The 22896-nt window shown below is 61.8% G+C and carries 26 protein-coding genes; 19 read left to right on the top strand and 7 right to left on the bottom strand.

Annotated features, from left to right (window positions below; genetic code table 11):
* Positions 1-136: 136 nt before the first annotated feature.
* The 12 genes from purC (at position 137) to Q322_RS0107495 (ending at position 8794) form a co-directional block, all read left to right on the top strand.
* On the top strand, positions 137-856 hold the full coding sequence (purC, locus tag Q322_RS0107545; RefSeq protein ID WP_029477256.1) for a phosphoribosylaminoimidazolesuccinocarboxamide synthase: 720 nt from the start codon (positions 137-139) through the stop codon (positions 854-856).
* Between the two features lie 75 nt (positions 857-931).
* Entirely contained in the window at positions 932-1210 is a 279-nt protein-coding gene (purS, locus tag Q322_RS0107540) for a phosphoribosylformylglycinamidine synthase subunit PurS (protein WP_029477254.1), read from the top strand.
* On the top strand, positions 1207-1578 hold the full coding sequence (locus tag Q322_RS0107535) for a cupin domain-containing protein (RefSeq protein WP_029477253.1): 372 nt from the start codon (positions 1207-1209) through the stop codon (positions 1576-1578). Before purS ends, Q322_RS0107535 begins: the two co-directional genes overlap by 4 nt.
* Positions 1575-2240 (top strand): phosphoribosylformylglycinamidine synthase subunit PurQ, encoded by a 666-nt coding sequence (gene purQ / locus Q322_RS0107530; protein WP_029477252.1) that lies wholly within the window; start codon positions 1575-1577, stop codon positions 2238-2240. The genes Q322_RS0107535 and purQ overlap by 4 nt, the downstream gene beginning before the upstream one ends.
* A complete protein-coding gene (locus Q322_RS0107525; RefSeq protein ID WP_029477251.1) occupies positions 2237-2707 on the top strand; it encodes a DinB family protein in 471 nt (156 codons plus the stop codon). The genes purQ and Q322_RS0107525 overlap by 4 nt, the downstream gene beginning before the upstream one ends.
* Before the next feature lie 41 nt (positions 2708-2748).
* Positions 2749-3159, top strand: coding sequence for a helix-turn-helix domain-containing protein (locus Q322_RS21665; RefSeq protein WP_051668343.1), 411 nt, complete (start codon positions 2749-2751; stop codon positions 3157-3159).
* Positions 3156-3584, top strand: a complete 429-nt coding sequence (locus Q322_RS0107515; protein WP_034417970.1) for a type II toxin-antitoxin system VapC family toxin — start codon at positions 3156-3158, stop codon at positions 3582-3584. The genes Q322_RS21665 and Q322_RS0107515 overlap by 4 nt, the downstream gene beginning before the upstream one ends.
* Positions 3574-3705 carry a hypothetical protein gene (locus Q322_RS24785; protein ID WP_281173632.1) on the top strand — a complete coding sequence of 44 codons (132 nt, stop codon included), beginning with the start codon at positions 3574-3576 and terminating at the stop codon, positions 3703-3705. Before Q322_RS0107515 ends, Q322_RS24785 begins: the two co-directional genes overlap by 11 nt.
* Positions 3705-4106, top strand: a complete 402-nt coding sequence (locus Q322_RS23190; RefSeq protein WP_156952940.1) for a hypothetical protein — start codon at positions 3705-3707, stop codon at positions 4104-4106. Before Q322_RS24785 ends, Q322_RS23190 begins: the two co-directional genes overlap by 1 nt.
* Complete coding sequence (purL, locus tag Q322_RS0107505) at positions 4103-6343, top strand: phosphoribosylformylglycinamidine synthase subunit PurL (RefSeq protein WP_029477247.1); 2241 nt, start codon at positions 4103-4105, stop codon at positions 6341-6343. The genes Q322_RS23190 and purL overlap by 4 nt, the downstream gene beginning before the upstream one ends.
* A complete protein-coding gene (gene purF, locus Q322_RS0107500) occupies positions 6340-7794 on the top strand; it encodes an amidophosphoribosyltransferase (RefSeq protein WP_051668342.1) in 1455 nt (484 codons plus the stop codon). Before purL ends, purF begins: the two co-directional genes overlap by 4 nt.
* A 79-nt stretch (positions 7795-7873) precedes the next feature.
* Complete coding sequence (locus Q322_RS0107495; RefSeq protein ID WP_029477245.1) at positions 7874-8794, top strand: LysR family transcriptional regulator; 921 nt, start codon at positions 7874-7876, stop codon at positions 8792-8794.
* On the opposite strand, the gene Q322_RS0107490 is transcribed toward Q322_RS0107495, so the two are convergent.
* The 5 genes from Q322_RS0107490 to Q322_RS0107475 form a co-directional block, all read right to left on the bottom strand.
* Positions 8778-9503: a M48 family metallopeptidase gene (locus tag Q322_RS0107490; RefSeq protein ID WP_051668341.1), complete on the bottom strand. Its 726-nt coding sequence runs from the start codon at positions 9501-9503 to the stop codon at positions 8778-8780. The genes Q322_RS0107495 and Q322_RS0107490 overlap by 17 nt on opposite strands.
* On the bottom strand, positions 9487-12519 hold the full coding sequence (locus Q322_RS0107485) for a type I restriction endonuclease subunit R (RefSeq protein ID WP_029477243.1): 3033 nt from the start codon (positions 12517-12519) through the stop codon (positions 9487-9489). Before Q322_RS0107485 ends, Q322_RS0107490 begins: the two co-directional genes overlap by 17 nt.
* Positions 12516-13685: a restriction endonuclease subunit S gene (locus Q322_RS23185; protein ID WP_162176598.1), complete on the bottom strand. Its 1170-nt coding sequence runs from the start codon at positions 13683-13685 to the stop codon at positions 12516-12518. Before Q322_RS23185 ends, Q322_RS0107485 begins: the two co-directional genes overlap by 4 nt.
* Positions 13686-13753: 68 nt before the next feature.
* Complete coding sequence (locus Q322_RS0107480) at positions 13754-15340, bottom strand: type I restriction-modification system subunit M (RefSeq protein ID WP_051668340.1); 1587 nt, start codon at positions 15338-15340, stop codon at positions 13754-13756.
* Between the two features lie 134 nt (positions 15341-15474).
* Positions 15475-16095, bottom strand: coding sequence for a restriction endonuclease subunit S (locus Q322_RS0107475; RefSeq protein WP_084147867.1), 621 nt, complete (start codon positions 16093-16095; stop codon positions 15475-15477).
* 389 nt (positions 16096-16484) lie between these two features.
* Between Q322_RS0107475 and Q322_RS0107470 the strand changes: the two genes are divergently transcribed.
* The 5 genes from Q322_RS0107470 (at position 16485) to Q322_RS0107450 (ending at position 18702) form a co-directional block, all read left to right on the top strand.
* The gene (locus Q322_RS0107470) at positions 16485-16865 is read left to right on the top strand and encodes a hypothetical protein (RefSeq protein WP_029477239.1); all 381 of its coding nucleotides are present in this window, start codon (positions 16485-16487) and stop codon (positions 16863-16865) included.
* Positions 16862-17665: a RecB family exonuclease gene (locus Q322_RS0107465; protein WP_029477238.1), complete on the top strand. Its 804-nt coding sequence runs from the start codon at positions 16862-16864 to the stop codon at positions 17663-17665. The genes Q322_RS0107470 and Q322_RS0107465 overlap by 4 nt, the downstream gene beginning before the upstream one ends.
* A gap of 128 nt (positions 17666-17793) precedes the next feature.
* On the top strand, positions 17794-18057 hold the full coding sequence (locus Q322_RS22350; protein WP_029477237.1) for a hypothetical protein: 264 nt from the start codon (positions 17794-17796) through the stop codon (positions 18055-18057).
* A gap of 97 nt (positions 18058-18154) precedes the next feature.
* Positions 18155-18376, top strand: a complete 222-nt coding sequence (locus Q322_RS0107455; RefSeq protein ID WP_029477236.1) for a ribbon-helix-helix domain-containing protein — start codon at positions 18155-18157, stop codon at positions 18374-18376.
* Complete coding sequence (locus Q322_RS0107450) at positions 18376-18702, top strand: type II toxin-antitoxin system PemK/MazF family toxin (RefSeq protein ID WP_034417984.1); 327 nt, start codon at positions 18376-18378, stop codon at positions 18700-18702. Before Q322_RS0107455 ends, Q322_RS0107450 begins: the two co-directional genes overlap by 1 nt.
* A 54-nt stretch (positions 18703-18756) precedes the next feature.
* Here Q322_RS0107450 and Q322_RS0107445 read toward each other — a convergent pair whose 3' ends face one another.
* On the bottom strand, positions 18757-19167 hold the full coding sequence (locus Q322_RS0107445; protein WP_162176597.1) for a phospholipase A2: 411 nt from the start codon (positions 19165-19167) through the stop codon (positions 18757-18759).
* Between the two features lie 256 nt (positions 19168-19423).
* On the opposite strand from Q322_RS0107445, the gene uvrB reads away from it, so the two are divergent.
* Positions 19424-21439, top strand: coding sequence for an excinuclease ABC subunit UvrB (uvrB, locus tag Q322_RS0107440; RefSeq protein ID WP_029477232.1), 2016 nt, complete (start codon positions 19424-19426; stop codon positions 21437-21439).
* Between the two features lie 81 nt (positions 21440-21520).
* Here the strand turns inward: uvrB and Q322_RS0107435 are convergent, their stop codons facing one another.
* The gene (locus Q322_RS0107435; RefSeq protein WP_211248876.1) at positions 21521-22480 is read right to left on the bottom strand and encodes a DMT family transporter; all 960 of its coding nucleotides are present in this window, start codon (positions 22478-22480) and stop codon (positions 21521-21523) included.
* Between the two features lie 142 nt (positions 22481-22622).
* Between Q322_RS0107435 and Q322_RS0107430 the strand changes: the two genes are divergently transcribed.
* Positions 22623-22896, top strand: a 274-nt coding sequence (locus Q322_RS0107430) for a transposase (protein ID WP_029477230.1), incomplete at its 3' end; no start/stop codon positions are given.

The following is a 22896-nucleotide window of genomic DNA, read 5'->3' as shown; positions in this document are numbered from 1 at the left end:
CCTGCGAGCCGTTCAGTCCGTCCAGCGAGACGGAGATGGAGCAACCACATGCCAAGTGCCGCGACTGCCGAGCGTCGCCCCGATACCGTGCGGGGGACGCTGTTTTTACTTGTCCCGAATGGGCGATGGAGAGCGAATGACCAGAGGTGAGCTGAAATACGAGGGCAAGGCCAAGCGCGTTTACGCCAGTGCCAATCCCGCCGAGTACATCGTGGAATACAAGGACGAGGCCACCGCCTTCAACGCCCAGAAACGCGGCGAGTGGGCGGGCAAGGGAGCCACCAACAACGCCATCACCGCCCACCTTTATCCCCTGCTGGAGGCGGCAGGCATCCCCACCCACTTCATCGAGAAGCTCTCCGACACTGAACAGCTCGTGCGGGCCGTGACCATTATCCCCGTGGAAGTGATCGTGCGGAACGTTGCGGCGGGCAGTTTTGCCAAAAAGCTGGGGTTGGAAGAAGGCACGGCCCTATCCCGCCCCGTCGTCGAATACTGCTACAAATCCGACGCGCTGGGCGATCCGCTGGTCAACACCGACACCGCGATTGCCCTGGACTGGGCCAGCGAAACCGATCTGACGCGCGTGCGCGAGCTGGCTCTGAAAGTGCGCGACTTCCTGACCCCGTTTTTTCTGGAACGCGGCGTGCGCCTGATCGACTTCAAGCTGGAATTCGGCAAATTGCCCGATGGTACGGTGATCCTGGCCGACGAGATCAGCCCCGACACCTGCCGCTTCTGGGACGCCGAGACAGGCGAGAAGATGGACAAGGACCGCTTCCGGCGCGATCTGGGCGGTGTGGAGGACGCGTATGCGGAGATGCTGCGGCGCGTGGCTTCGCCCGTTGATGGTTGATGGAGGATGGTTGATAGAAAAAGCTGTTCCATCAACTTTCAACCATCCTCCATCTGCCCTCTGAAGGAGTTCCCCATGCCCCACTACCATGCTCGCGTTTACGTCACCCTCAAGCCCAGCATTCTCGATCCGCAGGGACGCACCGTGGAACGCGCCCTGTCGCATCTGGAACACGCCAATGTCAGCGGCGTGCGCGTGGGCAAATACATTGAGCTGCGTCTGGACGGCGAACGTGCCGAAGTCGAGGGGCAGCTCCGCGACATCACGCAGAACGTGCTGAGCAATCCCGTGATGGAGGACGCCCGCTGGGAGCTGGAAGAAGTGGCCGCTCAAACGGGTATGGAGCCGGCGTGAGCGTGCCGCAGACGGTGAACTTGCCGGAAAAGTTTGGCCTCTTTACCGATCAATGGTCCCCCAAAGTGGTGGGCGAGTTGAACGGGCAGCAGGTTAAAATTGCCCGGATTGCGGGTGAATTTGAGTGGCATGCCCACGAGCAAGAGGACGAGCTGTTCATGGTGATCCGGGGCGTGCTGCGCCTGAAATTTCGGGATGGCGAGGCCATAGTGAATGAGGGCGAATTCATCATCGTGCCGCGTAGCGTGGAACATCTGCCGGTGGCCGAAACAGACGAAACCTGGATCATGATGTTTGAGCCAGCCAGCACTCTGAATACCGGAAACGCTGTGAGCGCGCGTACGGTCAGGGAATTGGAAAAGATATGAAAACCGCCGTCATCCAATTCCCCGGCTCCAACTGCGATGCCGATGCCCTGCACGCCGCCCGCCTGACCCTGGACTCGGACGCGCAGTTCGTGTGGCACACCCAGGTAGGTTTACCGGATGGCACAGAGCTGGTCTTCGTCCCCGGCGGCTTTTCCTACGGCGATCACCTCCGCAGCGGCGCGATTGCCGCCCGCAGCCCGATTATGGACGCCGTGAGGGCGCACGCTGAACGCGGCGGCTTTGTCCTGGGCGTGTGCAACGGCTTTCAGGTGCTGACCGAATCGGACCTGCTGCCCGGCGCGCTGGGCCGCAACCGTGATCTGCATTTCGCGTGCAAGCCGGTGCATCTGCGCGTTAACAACCGGACGGCGTTTACCTCGGCCTACAGCCAGGGCCAGACCATTGAAATCCCCATCGCGCACGGCGAGGGCAGCTACTACGCCGACGCCGAAACCGTGGCGCGGCTGGAGGGTGAGGGCCGCGTGGTCTTCCGTTATCTGGACAATCCCAACGGCAGCCTCAACGACATCGCCGGAATCGTCAACGAACGCGGCAACGTGCTGGGCATGATGCCCCACCCTGAGCGGGCGGTAGAGGCATTGCTTGGCGGCGAGGACGGGCGGGGTGTGTTTCAGAGTCTGCAAGGAGCGCTGGTAAAATGACGAGCATTCAGGAATTTCTGGCCGACAACTACCGCACTGAACTCAACGCTTTCCGCGCCGTGCTGGACGGCGTTCCAGAAGACTCATTTGCCACCGCACGCCTGGGCCACAGCCCCGCGTGGCACGCGCTGCACATTGCGGATTGGCTGCGTTTGACGGTGCTGGGCGACAAGACGCCCACTTATCATTACCTGGGCTGGGAAGACAAGGACTGGGTGGCTGGACTGGGAACCCAGCCCGCTCCTCTGAACGAGGACGCCGCCAGAGCTGACATCCTGGCGCGGCTGGACACGGTGGGAGCGGAAGCTGTGGCTTATCTGCAAAATGCCAGCGACGCTGATATGAGTGGCATGACCTTTTCCCCCAGCGCTCCGAACGGCGAACGCCCGCGCCTGGCCGCTGTGGGCTTGCACCTGCGGCATGTGGCCTATCACAGGGGCCAAGTGGTGCTGGGGCAGAAGGCTTGAGCCATGACTAGCAACTCCTCGCAGTATGGTAAGTTGGGAGTATGACATTGAGGCTGAATCTTGGAAGTTACCTGCAACAGCACGGCATTACTGCGTACCGCTTGGTGAAAGAGGTGGAGGGGCGGGTGGCACCGAATACCGTTTATTCGCTGGCCCGTCGCCCGGCGCAGCGCATTGACCTGGATACGGTGGAAGAGGTGTTGCAAGCACTGGGACGATTGACGGGTGAGGAAGTGACGCTGACAGAAATCGTGGGAAAGTTGCCCGAAAGCCCACAGAATCCAGTCAATCCAGGTTCACCTGTGAGCCTGACTGAAAAGCTGGAAGTTCCTCTTTATGATCCGAAGAACGCCAAGGTGTTCCGCCCCAGTGGAAAACTCTTCAAGGTCAAGCCGGGCGGTCTCAGCATCGAGCAGATGGTTGCGGAAGACCGGGGTAGATCCTATCCATGAGTATTGTTTATCTGGATTCCAGCGCCCTGGTCAAAATGTACCTGGCAGAAGACCTGACCGAGCGTGATCTGGTTTTGCACCGTATCAAGAGCGTTGGCCGGGTGGCGAGTTCAGTCATTGCTTACGCCGAAGTGAGCAGTGCCCTCGCGCGTTACTTTCATGAGGAGCGGATCAATGAGGAAGAATATGCCGCAAACGTTGACATCTTTGAAGACGAGTGGGGCAGCACCAATCAACTTGGTGTCATTCCAACGATCTCGGTCATGGCACGTCAATTGCTTAAGGCACAGCGTGGGTTACGGGCGATGGACGCCATTCATGTTGCTTCGGCGCTGTGGCTCCGGCAACAGGAAGAGATGACGTTCCTCTCGTTTGACGTTTTTCTCAATGACGTGGCACGCAGGCTGATGCCCGATGCCTTCTGATCTAAACGCCCTTCACCTCGCCTCGGCATTGGCGCTCCGTCAGTCCACGCCAATCAAGTTCCTCAGCTTTGATCGGCGGCTTCAGGATGTGGCGGGCAAGCTGATGCCGGAGGCGTTCTAATGGAATGGGATTTCACTGGTGAAACCAGACCAATTGATTCGGCAGGAAAGGCAGGAAATTACATTCGGATATTCCTGATTCTTGCGGGTAATTTGTCAGCTATATGGGTGACATTCATACACCCGCCGTTGATACTCGTCGGTGGCGGCGGCAGTACGGTGAATGCTAGAGCTAGATGTGAGGTTATCGGGGATGACTTCAGGAAAAGCAGTCAATTTACTCAATCACCAGTAGATGAGTGGGACTTTGGCGTTTCTGAGAGTGAGGAACAAGAGGCTCAGAAGTGGACGCGGGATTGCTTGAGGCTTGCCACTGTCAACGTCCCAAATGTCTTCCTGCAAATTTTCGTCATTGCCGCGATCACATGGATTTTGATGAGCTTTACAAGGACAATTAAATGACCCAACCCACCCCCCAACCCCAATCCCTCCGTTCCCAGGCCGCCACTTTTGGCCTGTCCACCGATGAATACGATCTCCTCGTGTCCAGCATCGGGCGTGAGCCGAATGCGCTGGAGACCGCCATCGTGGGCGCGATGTGGTCCGAGCACTGCGGCTACAAGAACTCGCGGCCCCTGTTCAGCGTCTTTCCCACCACCGGGCCGCAGGTGCTGCAAGGCCCCGGCGAGAACGCGGGCGTGGTGGACATCGGCGAGGGCTGGGGCGTGGCCTTCAAGATGGAATCGCATAACCACCCGTCGGCAGTGGAACCTGTGCAGGGCGCGGCGACAGGGGTGGGCGGCATCCTGCGCGACATTTTTGCGATGGGCGCGCGGCCCTTTGCCGTGCTGGACAGCCTGCGCTTCGGCAACCCCGACAGCCCCCGCACCCGCTTTCTGGTGAACGGCGTGGTGGAGGGCATCGCCCACTACGGCAACGCGATTGGCGTCCCCACCGTGGGCGGCGAGGTCACCTTTCACCCCAGCTATCAGGAAAACCCGCTGGTCAACGTGATGGCCCTGGGCCTGCTGCGGCACGAGGATTTGGCGACAGGCACGATGGGCGAGGTGGGCAACCAGATCATCTACGTGGGCAGCAAGACCGGGCGCGACGGGCTGGGCGGTGCGGTGTTTGCCTCCGCCGACCTCAGCAACGCCAGTCAGGCAGACCGCCCCGCCGTACAGGTGGGCGATCCCTTCATGGAAAAACTGCTGCTGGAAGCCACGCTGGAGGCCATCGAGTCCGGCGTGGTGGCCGGGGTGCAGGACATGGGCGCGGCGGGTCTGGTGTCCAGCACCTGCGAGATGGCCTACCGCGCGGGCCTGGGCATCACGATGGATCTGGATAGGGTTCCCACCCGCGAAAGTGGCATGGTGCCGATGGAACTGTGCCTGTCCGAATCCCAGGAACGCATGATCCTGGTGCCAGTGCCGGGGCGAGAGCAGGAGCTGTATGACCTGCTTGCTAAGTGGGAACTGGACGTGGTGAACATCGGGCAGGTGGAGGAGCACAGCAACTATCGACTGACCTGGAAGGGCGAGGTGGTCTGTGACCTCCCCGTCGCACTGCTTAACGAGGCTCCCAAATACACCCGCGAGGGCGTGGAATCCCCGGACATCAGGGCGGCCCGCGAGCGTGACCTGAGTGGCGTACCCCAGCCCAGCGATTCTGGCGCGGTGCTGCTGGAACTGCTTTCGCACCCCACGATTGCCAGCAAGCGCCCCATTTTCCAGCGTTTTGACCATCAGGTGATGACCAATACGGTGGTTGTGCCGGGCGCTGCCGACGCCGCCGTGATGCGGGTCAAGGGCAGCGGCCTGGGCGTGGCCGCTACCAGCGATTGCAACCCGCGTTTCGTGCAGCTCGATCCGTACACGGGCGCAGCCGCCGCCGTCGCCGAGGCCGCGCGCAATCTGGCCTGCGTGGGCGCAACGCCGCTGGCGATCACCGACAACCTCAACTTTGGCAACCCGCACCGCCCGGAGGTCTATTACCAGCTCCAGCAGTCGGTGCAGGGCATCGCGGACGCCTGCCGCGCGCTGAACACCCCGGTCACGGGCGGCAACGTCAGCCTGTACAACCAGTACACCCAGGGCGACGAAAGGGTAGCGATCCACCCCACCCCCACGATTGGCATGGTGGGCGTGCTGCCGGATATTGCCAAGCGGGCCACGCTGGGCTTAAAGGCAGCGGGCCAGACGCTGTATCTGCTGGGACAACACGCCGACAGTATTGGGGCCTCTCAGTATCTGGAAAGCGTGCATGGGCTGGAGGCTGGGCGCGTGCCACCGCTCGACCTGAAGCTGGAGCAGCAAGTCATCGACGGCACGCTGGCCCTGATCCGTGCGGGCCTGACCGACATCGCCCACGACTGCGCTGAAGGTGGCCTGGCCGTCGCCTTGGCCGAGATGGCGATGGCCGGAAGCATCGGCGTGGGGGTGACGCTGGACGCCCCCCCCGAGGTTCGTACCGACGCCCTGCTGTTCGGCGAGGCCCACAGCCGTGTGATCGTTGCGGTGTCGGACGCTGAGGCCACCGAAAGCTACCTGCGTGAGCTGGGCGTGCCGTTCGTGCGCCTGGGCGACAGCGGGGGCGACGCGCTCACCATTGCCGCTCCGGCGCGCGGCCTACACTTGAGCGTGAACCTCACGGCGCTGACCCTGGCTTACGAATCTTCGCTGATTGGGATTCTGGGATGACCATTCCTGATCCACACTCCCTGGCTGCCCTCTCCGAAAACGACTTCGGCACCGATAAACCCCGCGAGGAATGCGGCGTCTTCGGCCTGTACTCGCCCGAACCCAATGACCTGGCGTGGCTGACCTACCTGGGCATGTTCGCCCTGCAACACAGAGGCCAGGAGGCGGCGGGCATGTGTGTGTCTGACGGCGAGAAATTCCATGTGGAAAAGGATCTGGGCCTGGTCACGCAAGTCTTCGACGAGCGCCGCCTGGACAGCGTGCGGCTGCCCAACGCGCACGTCAGCATCGGGCATGTGCGCTACAGCACCACCGGCAGCAATCTGCGCTTCAATGCCCAGCCGCTGACCACCCGCACCAACAAGGGCATTCTGGGGATGGCCCACAACGGCAACTTCGTGAACGCGCTGGAGGTTCGCCGGGAGATGCTGCTGGAGGGCGCACTGTTCCAGACCACCAACGACAGTGAAGTCATGCTCAACCTGATCGCCCGCGAGAGCCACATGAATCTGGTGGAGGCCACCGCCGCCGCCATGAAGCGCCTCAAGGGCGGCTACGCCTGCGTGCTGATGAACCGTCACACGCTGATCGGCTTCCGCGATCCACACGGCGTCCGGCCCCTGGTGATCGGGCAACGGGATGACGGCGCACACGCGATTGCCAGCGAACCCTGCGCGCTGTATGCGGTGGGCGCGCGGCTGCTGCGCGACGTGCAGCCCGGCGAACTGGTCTGGGTGGACCGCGACGGCCTGCACAGCCTGATGGTGGAACCGCGCGCACCGACGCCCTGCGCCTTCGAGTGGATTTACTTCGCGCGCAGCGACAGCCAGCTCGACGGCATCGACGCCCATGAAAGCCGCATCCGCATGGGCGAAGGACTGGCCCGCGAATTCCCGGTGGACGCCGATATCGTGGTGCCGGTTCCCGACAGCGGCATCGGCGCGGCCATCGGCTACGCGCGCCAGAGCGGGATTCCCTTCGATTACGGGTTGTACAAGAACCCCTACGCGGGCCGCACCTTCATTGCCCCCACGCAGGAGGCGCGCGAGCTGAAGGTCAAGATGAAACTCTCGCCCACCAGCGCCGTGCGGGGCCGCCGGGTGATCCTGGTGGACGACTCCATTGTGCGCGGCACCACCTCCCGCCAGATCGTGAACCTGCTGCGGGATGCGGGCGCAACTGAGGTGCATTTCCGGGTGTGCAGCCCGCCGATCACGCACCCGTGCTTTTACGGCATCGACACCGCCGCCCGCAAGGAGCTGGTGGCCAGCACGCACACGCAGGAGGAAATCCGGCAACTGATCGGCGCGGACACCCTGGCCTTTATCAGCGAACGCGGCCTCCGCGAGGCGGTGGGCGGTCCCGGCCTGTGCCTGGCCTGCTTCAACGGCGAGTATCCGGCGGGAACGCCGCTGCTCAATGACGTGGACAAGCTGGCGCTGGAGGTCTGAAGCCGAGTGGACGCAGCCTGAGCGCCTCTGACCCGGACTGCCGACATTCTGCCCGCCCGATGTGGCAAGCTGGGCAGACATGGAACTGCGTCACCTGCGCCACTTTGTCGCGCTGGCCGAGGAGGAACACTTCGGACGGGCCGCCGAGCGTGTCTTTGTGGTGCAGCAGGCCCTGAGCAACAGCGTCCGCAATCTGGAAGAAGAGGTGGGTGTGCCGCTGGTCCTGCGCACCACCCGCCGCGTGCAACTGACGCCCGCCGGCCAGGAATTTCTGGTGGGCGCACGCGAGACGCTCTCTCTGGCGTCGCAGACGGTGGAACGCGCCCGCCGCGCCGCGCGGGGCGAGGTGGGCCGCCTGACGGTGGGCTTCGTCAGCGGACTGGCTTTCGGCGGTCTGCCGGAAATCGTGCGCCGCTTCCGCGAGCTGTACCCGAATGTCAGCGTGGACCTGCGCGAGCTGACCGCCCAGGAACAGGAAGCCGGACTGCGCGGCGACCAGATCGACATCGGCCTGATGCTGCTGCCGGTGCGCGCGCCCAACCTGGATTCGCGCCCGCTGTGGCGGCAGCCGCTGGTGGCCGCGCTGCCCGCCGGACACCCGCTGGCCCGCAAGCGCAAGCTCAAGATCTCCGATCTGGCTCCCGAACCCTTCGTGTTCTTTCCGCGCCAGCTCCGCGCCACCTATTTCGATCAGGTGATGCGCTGGTGCGCCACCGCCGACTTCACCCCCAACGTCGTGCAGGAAGCCATCGAGATTCCCACGCTGCTGTCGCTGGTGGCGGCGGGCGTGGGCGTCTTTTTGCCCATCGAATTCTTCAGCCGCCTGCCGCTGCCCGGCGTGGTCTACCGCCCGGTGGAGGACGCCCCACTGGTGGACATCGTGGCCGTGTGGCGGCGTGACGAGGGCAAGAATCCGGTGGTGTGGGCCTTTTTAGGGGTGGCAGAGGAAATGCTGGGGGCGGGGAAGGATGGTCAGAAGAGTCCTACCAGTCATACATAGAACCAAAATGCGCCAGTTGCGCTTTGCGTTCCAGGTAATCCGGCATTACCGCCCGCAGATGCGTCCAGAACTGCGGGCTGTGATCCGCGCTTCGTAGGTGCGTCAACTCATGGGCAATCACATAATCAATCAGGGACATGGGGGCCATCACCAGCCGCCAGTTGAGGCGCAGGTTGCCCAGAGCGTCACAACTGCCCCAGCGCCTCTTCTGGGAGCGGATCAGAATACGCCCCGGCGTCACGCCCAGCCGCCTGGCCCAGAGTGGCACACGCTCCACAAAGACAGAGGTGGCTTCCTTGCTGTACCACGCCTCCAATGCCTCGCGCACGCCCACAGCGGCGGCGGCACCCACGACGACATAGATGCCCTGTATCTTCACCGGATGATCCTTCCCACTCACCACGCGCAATAAATAGGGCCGCCCCACCAGGCGCAGGCTCTCGCCACTGACGAATTGTCGTTCGCGTTTAGGTGGCCCCAGCATGTCTTGATACAGCGCGTTGCGTTCCAGCAGCAGGGGCAGTTTGGGAATGAGCACCTCGCGGATACTGTCAAGATTCAGGGCTTCCGGCGCGGCGATATGCACGCCCCGCGCATCTATCACCACGCTACACGACTTGCGCCGGACACTCCTTATGACGGCAAAGGTGATGATCTCACCCTCGTGGAGCAGTTCCAGCGTCTCAAATGTTTTAACCGAATCTGGCACGGGCCACGTCCACGATTGCGGCGGTCAGACCTTCCAGCACCTCGGCGCTGACCCCGGCGGCGCGCAGCTCACGCTTGATCTGCCGCCGCATCTCGCGCTGCACGTCTTCCTTGTGGGACCAGTCCACCACCGTCAGCTTCTTGATGGTTTCTTCCAGAGTGCCAGCAAGCGTCTCGTCTGCCACGCCCTGAAGGCTGAGTTGCCCATACACCGCCTCGGCATCGGCGCTGAGGCGCGAGTGGGCGCGGCCAAAGGTGATCTGTTGCAACGATGAAATCACATCCTTGAGTTGGCCCACCGCCTGCCGGGCATCTATGCGCCGCAGCCGCTGCTGCTCCAGAATCTCTTCCAGCCGTTCGCGCAACGTTTTGTAAGCCGCCGGATTCTGGGGAAACTTCAGCGTGATCTCGTGGCGGGCTTGATGGGCGATTTCGCTGGCCAGCGCCTGCAAGTCCTTTTCTGAATCGGCGTCCTCGGCTTCCCGGTTGGCCTGCTGGATAAAGTCGGGGGCCAGGATGTCTATGGGCGGTAAAACTTGCTCCACGCTGTCGGCCACCACCACATCATCAATCAGGCGGCGCACCTTCTGGCCCATGTCGCGGTAATCCGCCGCCTCGGCGCGGTCAATGCGCTGGGCGGCGCGGTGACGCAGGACGCTCAGCCACTTGAAATCCGCTTCTATGCCGTCGTGGTTCACTTCCGGCAGCAGCGCGTTGTAGGTCTGTGCCAACTGGCGGTAGGCCACCTCAAATTCCTGGCGGGTGGGGGCGTCGTCCAGCATCAGCAGCGCGTCGTCCAGCGTGAGGCGAGTTGCACCGAACAGGCGCATGACGCGGCGGTGACGGATTTCCAGTTCGCGGCGCAGGTCTTCACGCGGTTTCATAACGCCCTGCACGTCGGCCTCGTCAAAGACTTTCAGGGCTTCCTTAAGGTCTTGCGTGATGCCCCAGTAATCCATGATGAATCCGGCTTCCTTGCCCTCATAAGTTCGGTTGACGCGGGCAATCGCTTGCAACAGGGTGTGCTGCGACAGCGGACGGTCCAGATACATCACCTGTTCCAGCGGTGCATCAAAGCCCGTCAGGAGCATGTCCACCACGATCAGCAATTTGAGGGAATCGGCGGGATCGTTGGCGAAGTCGTCGGTGAGCTTTTCCAGCTCTTTGGCCGTGCGCGAGAACTGGGCGAACTGATCCTCGTCGTTGGCCTTTGTCGTGATGACCACCGTGCATTCCGGCCCCTGCAAATCGCGGATGGCCTTCCAGTAACGCACCGCGTTTTCCCGCGAGGCCGCCACCACCTGCCCCTTGAAGCCGCTTGGCTCAATAAAGCGCGTGAAGTGCTTGATGATGTCCTCGGCGATGGCCGACACCCGCGACGTTGCCCCGGCCACCGCTTCCAGCGTCGCGTGCTTGCGCTTGGCGGTCTCGCGCTCGTCCAGATCAGGGAAGAAGCGTTCCATCGCCTCGTCAATGTCGCGGTTGGCAAGGAACATGCCGCCCACGTCCCGGCTCTCGTAATAGATCGGCACGGTGGCCTTGTCGCGCACCGCTTCCAGCATGGTGTAGCGGTGAATGTACGGCCCGAACACCCGCATGGTGCTGCGGTTGCGCTTTTCTATCGGCGTTCCGGTGAAGGCAATAAAGGTTGCGCCCGGCAGCGCCTTCCGCATTTCCTGCGCCATGTCGCCGTACTGGGTGCGGTGCGCCTCGTCCACCAGCACGAAGACCTTGCGGCCCGATGTGCGGCCCGGTTTTTTCATGAAGTCGGCGAACTTCTGCACGGTGGTCATGACGGTCACGCCGCCAGTTGCGCCCAGCAGCTTGCGGAGTTCTGTGGTTGTTCGGGCGCGTTCCGGCAGGGTCAGGCCCGCCTCGCCAAAGACCCCGGTGATCTGCCCGTCCAGGCTCACGCGGTCTGTGACCACCACGATATTGGGGTTCTCCTGGCGCAGCTCGGTCTGCCGCAGCTTTTGCGCCAGCCACACCATCGTCAGGCTCTTGCCGCTGCCCTGGGTGTGCCAGATGATGCCGCCCTTGCCGATGTCCCCGGCGGGCATGGCCGGGTCTGCCTCCGGCCCCACGGGCAGCAGCCCCAGCACCCGCCGCGCCACCCGGTCCACCGCCACGCGCTGCTGGTGCCGGGCTAGCTTGCGAATCAGCCGCCCATCCTTGACCTCGTACACGGTAAAGCTGCGGGCAAATTCCAGCAGGTTTTCGGGGGCAAAGACGCTGTACAGCAAAATCTGCTGCGGGTTGGGCTGTCCGCCCGGCGGCAACCCCAGCGCGTCGGCCAGCCACGCCGCGCCCTGCGGGTAGGCTTCCGGGAACGGCGCAAAGGCCCGCGCAGACGCGCCCACCGCCCCGTACACGCCCAGCGACACCGCTTCCGAGCCGCACAGCACGCCCAGCACCTGCACCGACGCGAACACCGACGGCGCACCCCGCCCCACGTAATCCGCGAGAGACTGATACCGCGAAAGCTGTAAATGTCCTTCAGACAGCGCCGCGCCCAGATCGCCCCGCGCGTACTTGCATTCCAGCACGGCCCACAGCACGCCGTTCACGAACAGGCTCAGGTCAAACTCAATGCGCCGCCCGCCCTCGCCCACCACCGGAAATTGCCGGATCAGCGTGTACTCGTTGCGCGAGGTATCTACAAAATCGGCCAGTTGCACCGTGCGGCTGGGCAGCCCGCCGGGGTCATCGTCCAGGCGCACGCTGAAGCCGTGGGTCAGCACGCCATGCACCTCGCGGTTGCCTTCCACCAGCCCCAGCCGTTCGCGGGCCGACACCCGCCGCACCGCCAGTTCCAGCGCCTCCGGCGACAGCCCCGGATTCAGCCTGGAGAGCGCCGCGTGCAGCCTGTCGCGCAAAATGGCGCTGCGCGGCCCCACCCGCTGCACGTCCGAGAGGGGCGTGAGCCGCCAGCCCAGCGTTTCCAGCGTGGCAATGGCCGGGTCTTCCACATACTGTTTCTCCGGCTTGCCCCGCCCCGGCGCGTCGGGAAAGGTCATGGAGCTGCCGCAGGGATGACGGATGCCCACCCGCCTTGAGGTTGAAGGGAACCGGAGAGGAGTTGATGGAGAAGGGATTGACGAAAAGTTCTGACTTCAGCTAGTAATTCATTTTGAAGCACGATGTTCTTATCAAAAGCCGTGAGTGCTACTGATATGGCTTTCTGCTGCTCAATTTTCTGTTTAGGAATCAAAATTTTGAGATAACTTTTTTGAGAAATGTTCTTCATTGAGCCGCTTGAACCGCTGGCGAGGTTTGCGATTGCGCCAGAGTTTTTCACGTTGATCAGATAATACATAAGCCATTTTGGGTCGATCTTCTTGCTTGGGCTTATACGTAATGCCCATAATTTATCTGGCAAAAATAGATTTGGAGAGTCCTGCAAAGGCATTCCAACCTCTCCAACCAATTCCAGAGTATTGCTTCGGCTGACCAGAATATCTCCGGCATTAACTGAAGTTCGCAGACGTGAGATTTCTTCACCCACTACCGTTTTGTTCTCGCGTGGCTTGAAAAATCCCTGTGCTACAGCGGACACCTTCAAAACGCCAGACTCGTCTTTGCCTGCGGGCTTGTTGGCTCCTTCAGCACTCACGCCCGAATCAACAGAGTCAATAATTTCTGATAGCTCTATCGTTCCAGGCGGAAAAATACTTGCAAGCACTTTCCTTCTGGCCGCGTCAAGCAACTTTGAATTCTCCACATTCTTATCCAGCCATTCGTCTACGCTGGCGAGGGCGTCGGCAATCCAGCGTTGCACAGGTAAAGGCGGGAGGGGGATATAGACGTCCCCGAATGCTCTCCATTCTATTTTTTTTCGCTTACCGTCTGAATTGCCGCCATAACTACTTTGATTAAATTCGTGCCTTACCCTCGCGTCTTTTAAGACATACTCAAGATAATCGGGCAGAATACTTTCCTTATATGCAAAACAAACGTAGGCAGGACTGACAATACCCATAGGCAGTTTATTTTGTCTCCCAATGGCTCCATAGTAAAGCGACATCGGATCATAAGCAAATTCACCATATTCAACAATTTTGTATTTTGAAGTGTTCGCGCTGGCTATCCTCTTGCCGTATTTTTCAGACTGTAAAATCAGTCCCTTATCTTTCGTGACAGAGAAAATGGGCAGATCACTGTTATCCAGATTGAGACGTTTCACTTCATGAACACAATCGCCCAACCTCACCCACGTCCACCCTTGCGGCAAAGGTTGAGTCGGCTTCGGACTCATACTTCAATCCCCAACGCTTTCAGATACCCATTCACTTTCGCCCGCGCCTCGTCGCGTTGCCCCTCCAGCTCTTGCAGGCGCTTCAGGGTGGCGTGCAAATCTATGGCCTCGGTCACGGCGGCGGCAGACACGTAACGGCTCAGGTTCAGGTTCCAGTCGTTGCCCGCGATCTCGTCCAGCGTCACCACGCGGCTGTAGCCCTCCACATCTTCATAACTTTTGAAGGCGGCGACGGTGCGGGCAATATGCCCCGGCTGCAACTTGTTCTGCTTCTTGCCCGGCAAAAAGTCCTTGCTGGCGTCCATGAACAGCACGCGGTTTTGGCGTTCGGCAGGTTTGGCACGGTTGAACAGCAAAATGGCGGCGGGAATGCCCGTGCCGTAAAACAGGTTGGCGGGCAGGCCAATCACGGCCTCTAACTGGTCATCTTCCAGAATGCTGCGGCGAATGCGTTCTTCCTCGCCGCCGCGAAACAAAACGCCGTGCGCGGTGATAATCCCGGCGCGGCCCCCGTCCCGCAGCGTGGCGAGCATGTGCTGAATAAAGGCGTAATCGCCCTTGCTGGCGGGCGGCGTGCCGTGCGTAAAGCGGCGGAAGGGGTCACGGCCCTCCCACCGGTCCGGCGTCCACTGCTTGAGGCTGAACGGTGGATTGGCCGCCACGATGTCAAACAGCATCAGGGCGCTTTTGCCGTCCACATCGGGCATCGGGTCTGCAAAGGTGTCGCCGTGGCGAATGTCGGCTTCGGGGTAATCGTGCAGCAGCATGTTCATCTTGGCAATGGCCCAGGTGTTCACGTTCTTTTCCTGCCCGTACAGTGCCAGATCCAGCGGGACATTACGCGGACGCCCGGCCTTTCCATACACGTCCTGCTCCACATGCTGCGCCGCTTCAATCAGGATGCCGCCGCTGCCACACGCCGGATCGCTGACGCGCATGCCCTGCTGCGGCTCCAGCAAAGACACCAGCAATTCCACCACCGTTTTGGGCGTGTAGAACTCGCCGCCCTTCTTGCCCGCGTCGTCGGCAAACTTTTCAATCAGGTATTCATAGGCGCGGCCCAGCAAATCCGGCTCGCCAAAGCTGTCGTTGCCCAGCGGAATCCGGTCAAAGTGCTGCACCAGCTTTCTCAGAATGGTGTTGATGTTGGCCTGCCCACCCAACCTGCGCTCATCGGCAAAATCCACGATGTCCAGCACGCCTTCCAGCGTCTTGTTGGTGTTGGCAAGCGCGTGCGTCGCCACGTTCAGCGCCACGCCCAGCCCCTCGCTGACGGTCATCAGATGTTCCCAGCGGGCATTTTCGGGAACGTAAAAGCGGTGTTCGTCGGGATCGTCGTAGGCCAGGGCGCGGTCTCCAGTGTCCTGCAAGATGTCCTGCGCCTCTTCCTCAAAACGGTCACTCATGCGCTTGAGAAACAGCAGCGCAAAGATGTAATTCTTGTAATCGCTGCTGTCAATGCTGCCGCGCAGAATGTCGGCGGCCTTCCACAGCTCCCGCTCCAGCGTCTCGCGGTCAAGTTTGCGTGGAGCCTCGGTGGCTTTGTTGATGGCGGTCTTGCTGCTGGCGCTGGATTTGTTCATGGGAGCCTCTTGGTTGCTGAAAATGTGGATTCTGTGGCGTTTTCCCCTCTACCCTTGTGGGAGAGAGAGGGAGCCGCGAAGCGGCGGAAGGGTGAGGGGGCGTCGGGGCCAACGAACCCGCCAATAAGTTAGATTCACTCCAACCCCCCACGAATAGCCTGAGAAATACTCTGCTGCACCAGCACACGCCGCTCGTCCAGAGCAGACCAGGCGGCGCGTTCCTCGTCTTCAAAGCCAAGCGCCAGTTCAGCAATTCGTCTTTGCAACTCCAGCGGCGGCAGCGGAATGGGAATCTCGCTCAGCGTGGACAGCTTGAGCAGCGGCGTGGCGGCGCTCTGGGTATATTGCCCGTCCAGCACGGCCTGAGCTTCGGGCGTGTTCAGGTATGCGGCCAGATACGGGCCGTGCAGGTCACTGGAACGGGGCCGCAACACCGCCAGATTCTGCGTGGGCATCATCGGCATGCTGTCGTTCAATACCACCGCCGCCCGGAAAGGCCGGGTACGAATGGTCATCAGCACGTCGCCTTCTCGCAGCGCGTATTTGTTTACGGGCGTGCCGTGGGGCAGATGCACAGGCTGGCTGTCTGGTGGCCTGAGCGCCAGCCCCGCGATGTCCCCGATGCTCAGCAGGTGAAAAGCGGGGCCGTCCGCTTGCTCCTGCCCACGCGAGGGCGTGAAGCGGTGCGGCAAACCCTGCATCAACTCGCCCAGTTTGCCGAGTGGGACGGCGTTCATCCGCTGCCCCGGCGACATGCTAAAGTTTTCCAGAAAACGCCCATGCGCCAGATTTTAGCATAGAGTAGCCTGCTTACTTCAGAAGTAATGATCCTACTGAGCGTGGAGAAAGGATTGGACTCGGTTCAGACTTTTGCATATTTCGCTTGACGCCACTCCATTTGTAATTATAAACTGATGCCACCCCGGAGCATCCGGTAGTCAGGAGAGTGGTTTTATTCGGATACCCCAGCGGCCTCGCCGGGTGGGCCAACACAAACACAAAAAGACCCGGTAGCTTCTCGCCCCAGGCCTCTTTGCTTCACATGCTTTCGCACGCGACGTCAGATACCGCCAGCTTAACATGTGAGCAGGGAACTTGGGAAGGCGTGATCACATTTTCACGCCGCCTCTGACAGGTGTTCTCTATGAATAAAATCTCTGCCATCACGGTCACCCGCGCCCCGGATGACCGCACCACCCGCATTCCCGAAGGCGTCCACGAGCTGACCATCGTTAACTCCATCCTCAAGCTCCACCGCAATCGCTTTGGCGACAAGTACGCGGCGTTGCACCTGACCTTCGCTGCCGACAGCGGCCTGACCGCCAGCAGCATGACGCCGGAGTTCAAGGGCGGCATCGTGGGCGCATTGACCGCGCTGAAAGAAGCGGTGCTGAACCTGCGTGACCTGACCCCCGAACGTCTGATGGGCCTGCGGGGCCGCCGGGTTCGCGCCACCATCTCGCACCGCGCCTACCGCAACGCGATTTACGCCAACGTGACCGCGTTGGAAGGCCGTTCGCTGTGAGCGCCCTGCCCATGTTGATGGCCGCGCCGTTTGCCCCCATGAGTCCCTCGGTGGCCGAGACATACCAGCTTTGCCCCCACAAGGAGCTGCTGAGCCACTTCTATGTGGAAAGCGAATTCAACGAGAATCTGCACAAGGGTCAGGCACTCCACAGCACCGTGCGCGATGCGGCCCGCAAGTTTCAGGTGGGCGGCAACTGGCCCGATATGGATGAGCTGGTGCCGATGCTGCGTTCTCACCTGAGCAAGCTGCCCAGCGGGGAAGAACAGAGCGGTCAGAGCGAGACGCTGGCAGAGCGCGTAGACCGCTGGCTGTCCGAGCTGCTGGAATGCCTGGGAGGGTTTTTGCTGTTCGCAGAGGGCAAGGTGTTTCCGGGCGGCGTGGTCAGCGCCGAGGAGTGGGTGTGCCTTGACCTGGATCACCCGGCGGGTAAGGTGCGTGCCACGGGCCGGATTGACCTGCTCCTTCGCGTGAACGGCGAACTATGGGTGGTGGATATTAAAACGGGCAAAGTCCCCGAAAGCTACGAGGTCACCAGTCCGCTGGCCCTGGCGCTGTACGTGGCAGCCATGCGTGAGGCCCATCCGGGCCAGACGGTTCGCGCCTACGAAGTGTATCCGGCGGGCGATACGCTGCTGGAATACGACACGGACAATGTGGACGCCGATCTGGGCAAGCTCGTGGCGTTGGGCCAGCATCATTTTGTGGAAACTGAGTGGCCCAAGCACACTGGGAACCACTGCAACTGGTGCGATCACTACCGCCGCTGCATGGGGCTGGACGAGGCCGCCGCCGACTAAGCACGCTACTGGGATGGACTGATTCTAATGCCTGGTCTATCCCGGCCCAACTTAGAAAAAACCTTTCTAGCACGTCGTAAATGAGTGCTGCCGTCAGATTGCCTCCCAGTACGGGTCAAGGAGAACAAATGCAAATCAATATCGCTCACATCAATATTCAGGGGCAGAGTTGCCTTATCTGCGACGCCGAATCCACGGGCCATAATGACAGCGCCCGCAGTGTTTTGCTCACTCAACTTGTCGCCGCAGCCCGCGCTCAGAATCTGCGCGTTGACAAGTCGGCGCTGGCTTTTACCGAATATGGCCGACAAAAATTTTGTGGGAGCACTGACCTCGTGGGCTTTCTGGTAAACAATGGTCTGCCACGTTGGACACATACCCTGACCGTCTGAATCTGAAGTTTTAAACCCGTGCAGGTGGTGGAGAGCGGCAAGGCTCTCTACCATCTACACGCTATCTATCCACATCTCTATGTGGTAATTTATCCACATGAAAACCGTGCAGATGACCATTGACGATGAGTTGCTGTCTGCGGTGGATCGTGCGGCAGGCGAGGGTCAGGAAACGCGAAGTGCTTTCATTCGTTTGGCGTTGCAGGCCGAACTCAAACGCCGTCAGAACGCCGCCTTGGAAGAAGCGCACCGACGAAGCTTCCAGGCTCAGCCGGATGACGACGCCTGGCAGCCTGGCAGCCGCGCCTGGGGCGAGTGATGGTCCGTGCCTGGCGGCGCGGCGACATCTGCTGGTGCGATGGGGACAAGCGGCGTCCTGTGGTCATCCTGACGCGCGACGCCCTCATTTCACACCTGAACAACGTCAGTGTTGCGCCGCTGACCACACGAGTACGCAACATTGCCTCGCAAGTCGTTCTGGAATCTTTCGATGGTGTGCCGGAACGCTGCGCGGTCAGCCTGGACAATATTCAGACCGTTCCAAAGGAGAGTCTGGGCGAGTTGATCTCGTCTCTCTCCCCATTTCGGCTTCAAGAATTACAACGGGCAGCCATCTTTGCGCTCGAACTGGACACATTCAGCTAGCAGTCAAATCCCGCCCGCAAACATCAACTGGGGTCACAGCGGACCGCCCGTACATCACCACACTCCGCCGAAATAAAAGCCGCCGAACACCCTCACAAAGCCGTACAGGGCGGCTGCCGTCCAGTCGCAGGCCCGGCGCTGCCCGGCACCCCTGAGTGCACAGGTGGCGCGCATGTGGGCGTACAGCGCGTCGTCGGTCATTTTGCGGCTGGCACCGGTATGGGTGCTGGCATGCAGGCGCAAGTTGCGGTATCCGAAGTCATGCAGGTTGCAGGCCAAGGTGAACTCTGCGGCGTAGCCCAGGCTCAAGCGGTCCGCGCAGCCGTTGCGAAACCAGTCCACACCGGGGAAAGTATCATCTGTTTCCACGTGTTGGGCGTGCTGCTCCTCGTAAGTGCTGACGCTGCCCCAGGCCACCGATTCCACATATGCCAGACCGCCCGGCGGCAAGTCACCTGCTGCCACGGTCGCCGGGTAACAGCCTGTCAGCAGGGCCACAAGGAGGACGGACCTGCACAACGGGGCGGCACGGTGCGGGCGAACAGTGAAGACTCGCAGGGGGGTGAGGCCGGACATCCCTTCAGAGTAAAGAACTTGGAGGTTCTCTCCGCCATCTGGCCTACCATCCTCTTACGCTGGGGGCGTAAACTGTGGGGATACGTTCGGCGCTTGCCGCTGCTGCCCTGGTTTTCCCATCTGGCCCCGTTTGGAGGTTTCCCCGATGCTCAAGATCAAATCCGAGTTCACGCCGTCCGGCGATCAGCCCACCGCCATTCGCTCGCTGGTGGACGGGCTGGAATCGGGTCTGCGGTTTCAGACATTGCTGGGGGCGACGGGCACAGGAAAAACGTACTCCGTCGCAAAAGTCATCGAGGAAACAGGCCGCCCCGCCCTGATCATGGCCCCCAACAAGATCCTGACCGCCCAGCTCGCCTCCGAGTTCCGCGAGTTCTTTCCCGACGCCGCCGTCGAATTCTTTATCAGCTACTACGATTACTACCAGCCCGAGGCGTATGTGCCAGGGAAAGACCTGTTTATTGAGAAGGACGCGGCGATCAACCAGGAAATCGAGCGGTTGCGGCACTCCACCACCCGCAGCCTGCTGACAAGGCGCGACACCATCGTGGTGGCGTCGGTGTCGTGTATTTACGGCCTGGGCGATCCCAAGGAATACACCGCCCTGAACCTGATTCTCAAGAAGGGCGATTCGGTGGGCCGCGACGAGATTCTGGGCCGCCTGGTGGGCATGCAGTACGAGCGCAACGACATCGAGATGATGCCGGGCCGTTTCCGGGTCAAGGGCGAGATGATCGAGGTCTGGCCCGCCTACGACGAGCAGCCGCTGCGGATCGAGCTGTGGGGCGACGATATCGAGCGCATCGGCGTGGTGCATCCGCTGACCGGCGAGCGGCTGGCCGAACTGGACGCCACGGTGGTCTATCCGGCCAAGCATTACGTGTCCAGCGCGGGCAATATCGAGCGGGCCATCGTGACCATTCAGGAAGAACTCGATCAGCGGCTGGAATACTTCAAAGCGGCGGGCAAGCTGCTGGAGGCCCAGCGCATCAAGGAGCGCACCCTCTACGATCTGGAGATGCTCAAGGTGCTGGGCTACTGCTCGGGCATCGAGAACTACTCGCGCCATATCGACGGACGCGTTCCCGGCATGACGCCGTACACCATGCTGGACTACTTCCCCGACGACTTCATCACCTTTATCGACGAGTCGCACGTGACGGTGCCGCAGATCGGTGGAATGGCCAACGGAGACCGGGCGCGCAAGCAGACGCTGGTGGATTACGGCTTCCGCCTGCCCAGCGCGATGGACAACCGCCCTCTGAACGCCGAGGAATTCATGTCCAAGACCGGGCAGACCGTGTATGTCTCCGCCACCCCCGGCCCTTTTGAGCGCGAGGTCAGCGACAGCGTTGCCGATCAGATCATTCGCCCCACCGGTCTGGTGGACCCGCCCGTGTCGGTGCAGCCGATTACCGGCCAGATCGACGATCTGCTGGGGCGCATCCGCGCCAAGACGGCGGTGGGCGAACGCACCCTAGTCACCACCCTGACCAAACGCATGTCCGAGGATTTAACTGAATACATGCTGGAAAAGGGCGTCAAGGCGCGCTACATGCACAGCGATATCGATTCGGTGGAGAGGCAGGTGATCATCCGCGACCTGCGCCTGGGCCATTACGACGTACTGGTGGGCATCAACCTGCTGCGCGAGGGGCTGGACCTGCCGGAGGTTTCATTGGTTGCCATTCTGGACGCGGATAAGCCTGGCTTCCTGCGAAGCGAACGCGCCCTGATCCAGACCATTGGCCGGGCCGCCCGCAACCTGAACGGCGAGGTCATCCTGTATGGCGATTTGGTGACCCCGGCCATGCGTTCGGCCATTGACGAAACGGCCCGCCGCCGCGAGAAGCAGACCGCCTACAACGTGGAACACGGCATCACGCCCACCACCATCATCAAGGGCGTGCGGAACGTGATCCGGGGCGAGGAGCAGCCCGACGAGATCGGCAGCGCCACGGTGGGGGGTGACCGCGACGCCCTGACCGCCCAGCTCACCGATCTGGAACTGGACATGTGGCAGGCATCCGAGGATCTGGACTTCGAGCGGGCCGCCAGCCTGCGCGACCAGATCCGGGCCATCGAGGCCAAATTGCAGGGCAAGGAATTCAAGCAGGCGACCGTGCCGGGGCAGAAGGTGCGGGCGCGGGGGCGGCGCTAGCGACCTCTCACCCTCACCCTCGTGGCACCCTCTGCCAGCAGGTCTTCGACTCTCCCCGTGGTAGGGGGTCAATACGAGGCTTTACCCCGCCCGCCTCCGCGCAAACGCCCCCCTTACCCCTGGCGTCACGCTCGCCAGCAGCACGCCGCCCACGCAGCCCAGCAGCCCCACCAGGGCCAGGGCGCTCAGGCGTTCGCCGTACAGGAAATACGCCTCAATGACCACCAGCGGCGGCACCAGATAAAACAGGCTGCTCACGCGTGCGGCGGGCATCCGGCGAATCAGCGTGAGCAGCAGCAACACCGCGCCCACCGATAGCGCCAGCGTTAACCACACCAGCGACACGATAAATTCCGTGTTCCAGTGGATATATGCGCCGCCGTGAAGAGCAGTCAGAATCAGCATGGCAACGGCACTGGCCGCGTACTGCCCGGTGGTGCCGCCCAGCAGCGGGATGTCGGCCCCCGAACGCCGCTGATACAGGGTGCCGAGCGTGGTTGCCAGCAGCGCAAAGAGGGCCGCCAGCAACGCCGGGGCGGTGTAGACGCCGCTGCCCGGTGCGCGGCCCAGCACCACCAGCACCACGCCCACAAAGCCCAGGCCCAGGCCCGCCCACTGCCTTGCGCTGACGCTCTCGCCCAGCAGCGGCCCCGACAGCAGGCCGGTCAGCAGCGGTTGCAGGCCCACAATCACCGACATCACCCCCGCTGGCAGGTGCTGCGCGATGCCGTAGGTGACGGCCCCCAGATACCCGGCGTGCAGCAGCAGCCCGCTGACCGCCGCCTGCGTCCACTGCGCCCGTCCACGCGGCCAGGGAGAGCGCAGCGCCAGCGTCAGCCCGGCCATCAGCAGCGCCGCCAGCACGAAGCGCACGCTGAGAAAGGCGAAGGGGTCCGCATTCAGCGCCGCGCCCTTGGTGCCGATAAAGCCGGTACTCCACAGCAAGACGAACAGCAGCGGGGCCAGCGTGGTGGCCGCCGGATTGGGCTGGGCCGGGGCCAGATTCAGCGAGGCGGGGGCGGACGGGCGAGGGCGGGGCACGTCAAGAGCCTAGTGCAAGCGCGTGAACAGCAGGAGCGAAACGGCTTCCTCTCTTCCCGTTCAGGCAAGTGGGGAGGTCGGGCCGTGGACCCTGAGAGGCTGTTTGAAGCCTATGGGATAGCGAATTTGCTAAGCTGTCCTGATGGATCGTCCGCTTTATCCCAGCGACCTCACGGATGCCCAGTGGGAACTCATTGAACCACTGTTGCCGCCGATTGGCGAGAGCACCTTCTGCACAACCGTTCCCAGACGTGAAATCGTCAACGGGATTCGGTACGTTCTGCGAGGTGGAATCCAGTGGCGAATGATGCCGCACGACCTCCCCAAGTGGGAAACGGTGTACTACCACCACAACCTTTGGTCAAAAACAGGCGTGTGGAAGGCCATGAATGCAGCGTTGGTGAAGATCGAGCGTG

Source organism: Deinococcus frigens DSM 12807 (genome assembly GCF_000701425.1).
In the GTDB taxonomy this organism is placed as follows: Bacteria; Deinococcota; Deinococci; order Deinococcales; family Deinococcaceae; genus Deinococcus; species Deinococcus frigens.
The sequence above is the reverse complement of the archived record's forward strand: the minus strand, read 5'-3'. Positions and strand labels throughout refer to the sequence as shown.

Coding starts and splice junctions, on each gene's coding strand:
- purC (WP_029477256.1), top strand. CDS start 137: ATGACCAGAGGTGAGCTGAAATACGAGGGCAAGGCCAAGCGCGTTTAC.
- purS (WP_029477254.1), top strand. CDS start 932: ATGCCCCACTACCATGCTCGCGTTTACGTCACCCTCAAGCCCAGCATT.
- purQ (WP_029477252.1), top strand. CDS start 1,575: ATGAAAACCGCCGTCATCCAATTCCCCGGCTCCAACTGCGATGCCGAT.
- Q322_RS0107525 (WP_029477251.1), top strand. CDS start 2,237: ATGACGAGCATTCAGGAATTTCTGGCCGACAACTACCGCACTGAACTC.
- Q322_RS21665 (WP_051668343.1), top strand. CDS start 2,749: ATGACATTGAGGCTGAATCTTGGAAGTTACCTGCAACAGCACGGCATT.
- Q322_RS0107515 (WP_034417970.1), top strand. CDS start 3,156: ATGAGTATTGTTTATCTGGATTCCAGCGCCCTGGTCAAAATGTACCTG.
- Q322_RS24785 (WP_281173632.1), top strand. CDS start 3,574: ATGCCTTCTGATCTAAACGCCCTTCACCTCGCCTCGGCATTGGCGCTC.
- Q322_RS23190 (WP_156952940.1), top strand. CDS start 3,705: ATGGAATGGGATTTCACTGGTGAAACCAGACCAATTGATTCGGCAGGA.
- purL (WP_029477247.1), top strand. CDS start 4,103: ATGACCCAACCCACCCCCCAACCCCAATCCCTCCGTTCCCAGGCCGCC.
- purF (WP_051668342.1), top strand. CDS start 6,340: ATGACCATTCCTGATCCACACTCCCTGGCTGCCCTCTCCGAAAACGAC.
- Q322_RS0107495 (WP_029477245.1), top strand. CDS start 7,874: ATGGAACTGCGTCACCTGCGCCACTTTGTCGCGCTGGCCGAGGAGGAA.
- Q322_RS0107485 (WP_029477243.1), bottom strand. CDS start 12,519: ATGACCTTTCCCGACGCGCCGGGGCGGGGCAAGCCGGAGAAACAGTAT.
- Q322_RS0107480 (WP_051668340.1), bottom strand. CDS start 15,340: ATGAACAAATCCAGCGCCAGCAGCAAGACCGCCATCAACAAAGCCACC.
- Q322_RS0107475 (WP_084147867.1), bottom strand. CDS start 16,095: ATGTCGCCGGGGCAGCGGATGAACGCCGTCCCACTCGGCAAACTGGGC.
- Q322_RS0107470 (WP_029477239.1), top strand. CDS start 16,485: ATGAATAAAATCTCTGCCATCACGGTCACCCGCGCCCCGGATGACCGC.
- Q322_RS22350 (WP_029477237.1), top strand. CDS start 17,794: ATGCAAATCAATATCGCTCACATCAATATTCAGGGGCAGAGTTGCCTT.
- Q322_RS0107455 (WP_029477236.1), top strand. CDS start 18,155: ATGAAAACCGTGCAGATGACCATTGACGATGAGTTGCTGTCTGCGGTG.
- Q322_RS0107450 (WP_034417984.1), top strand. CDS start 18,376: ATGGTCCGTGCCTGGCGGCGCGGCGACATCTGCTGGTGCGATGGGGAC.
- uvrB (WP_029477232.1), top strand. CDS start 19,424: ATGCTCAAGATCAAATCCGAGTTCACGCCGTCCGGCGATCAGCCCACC.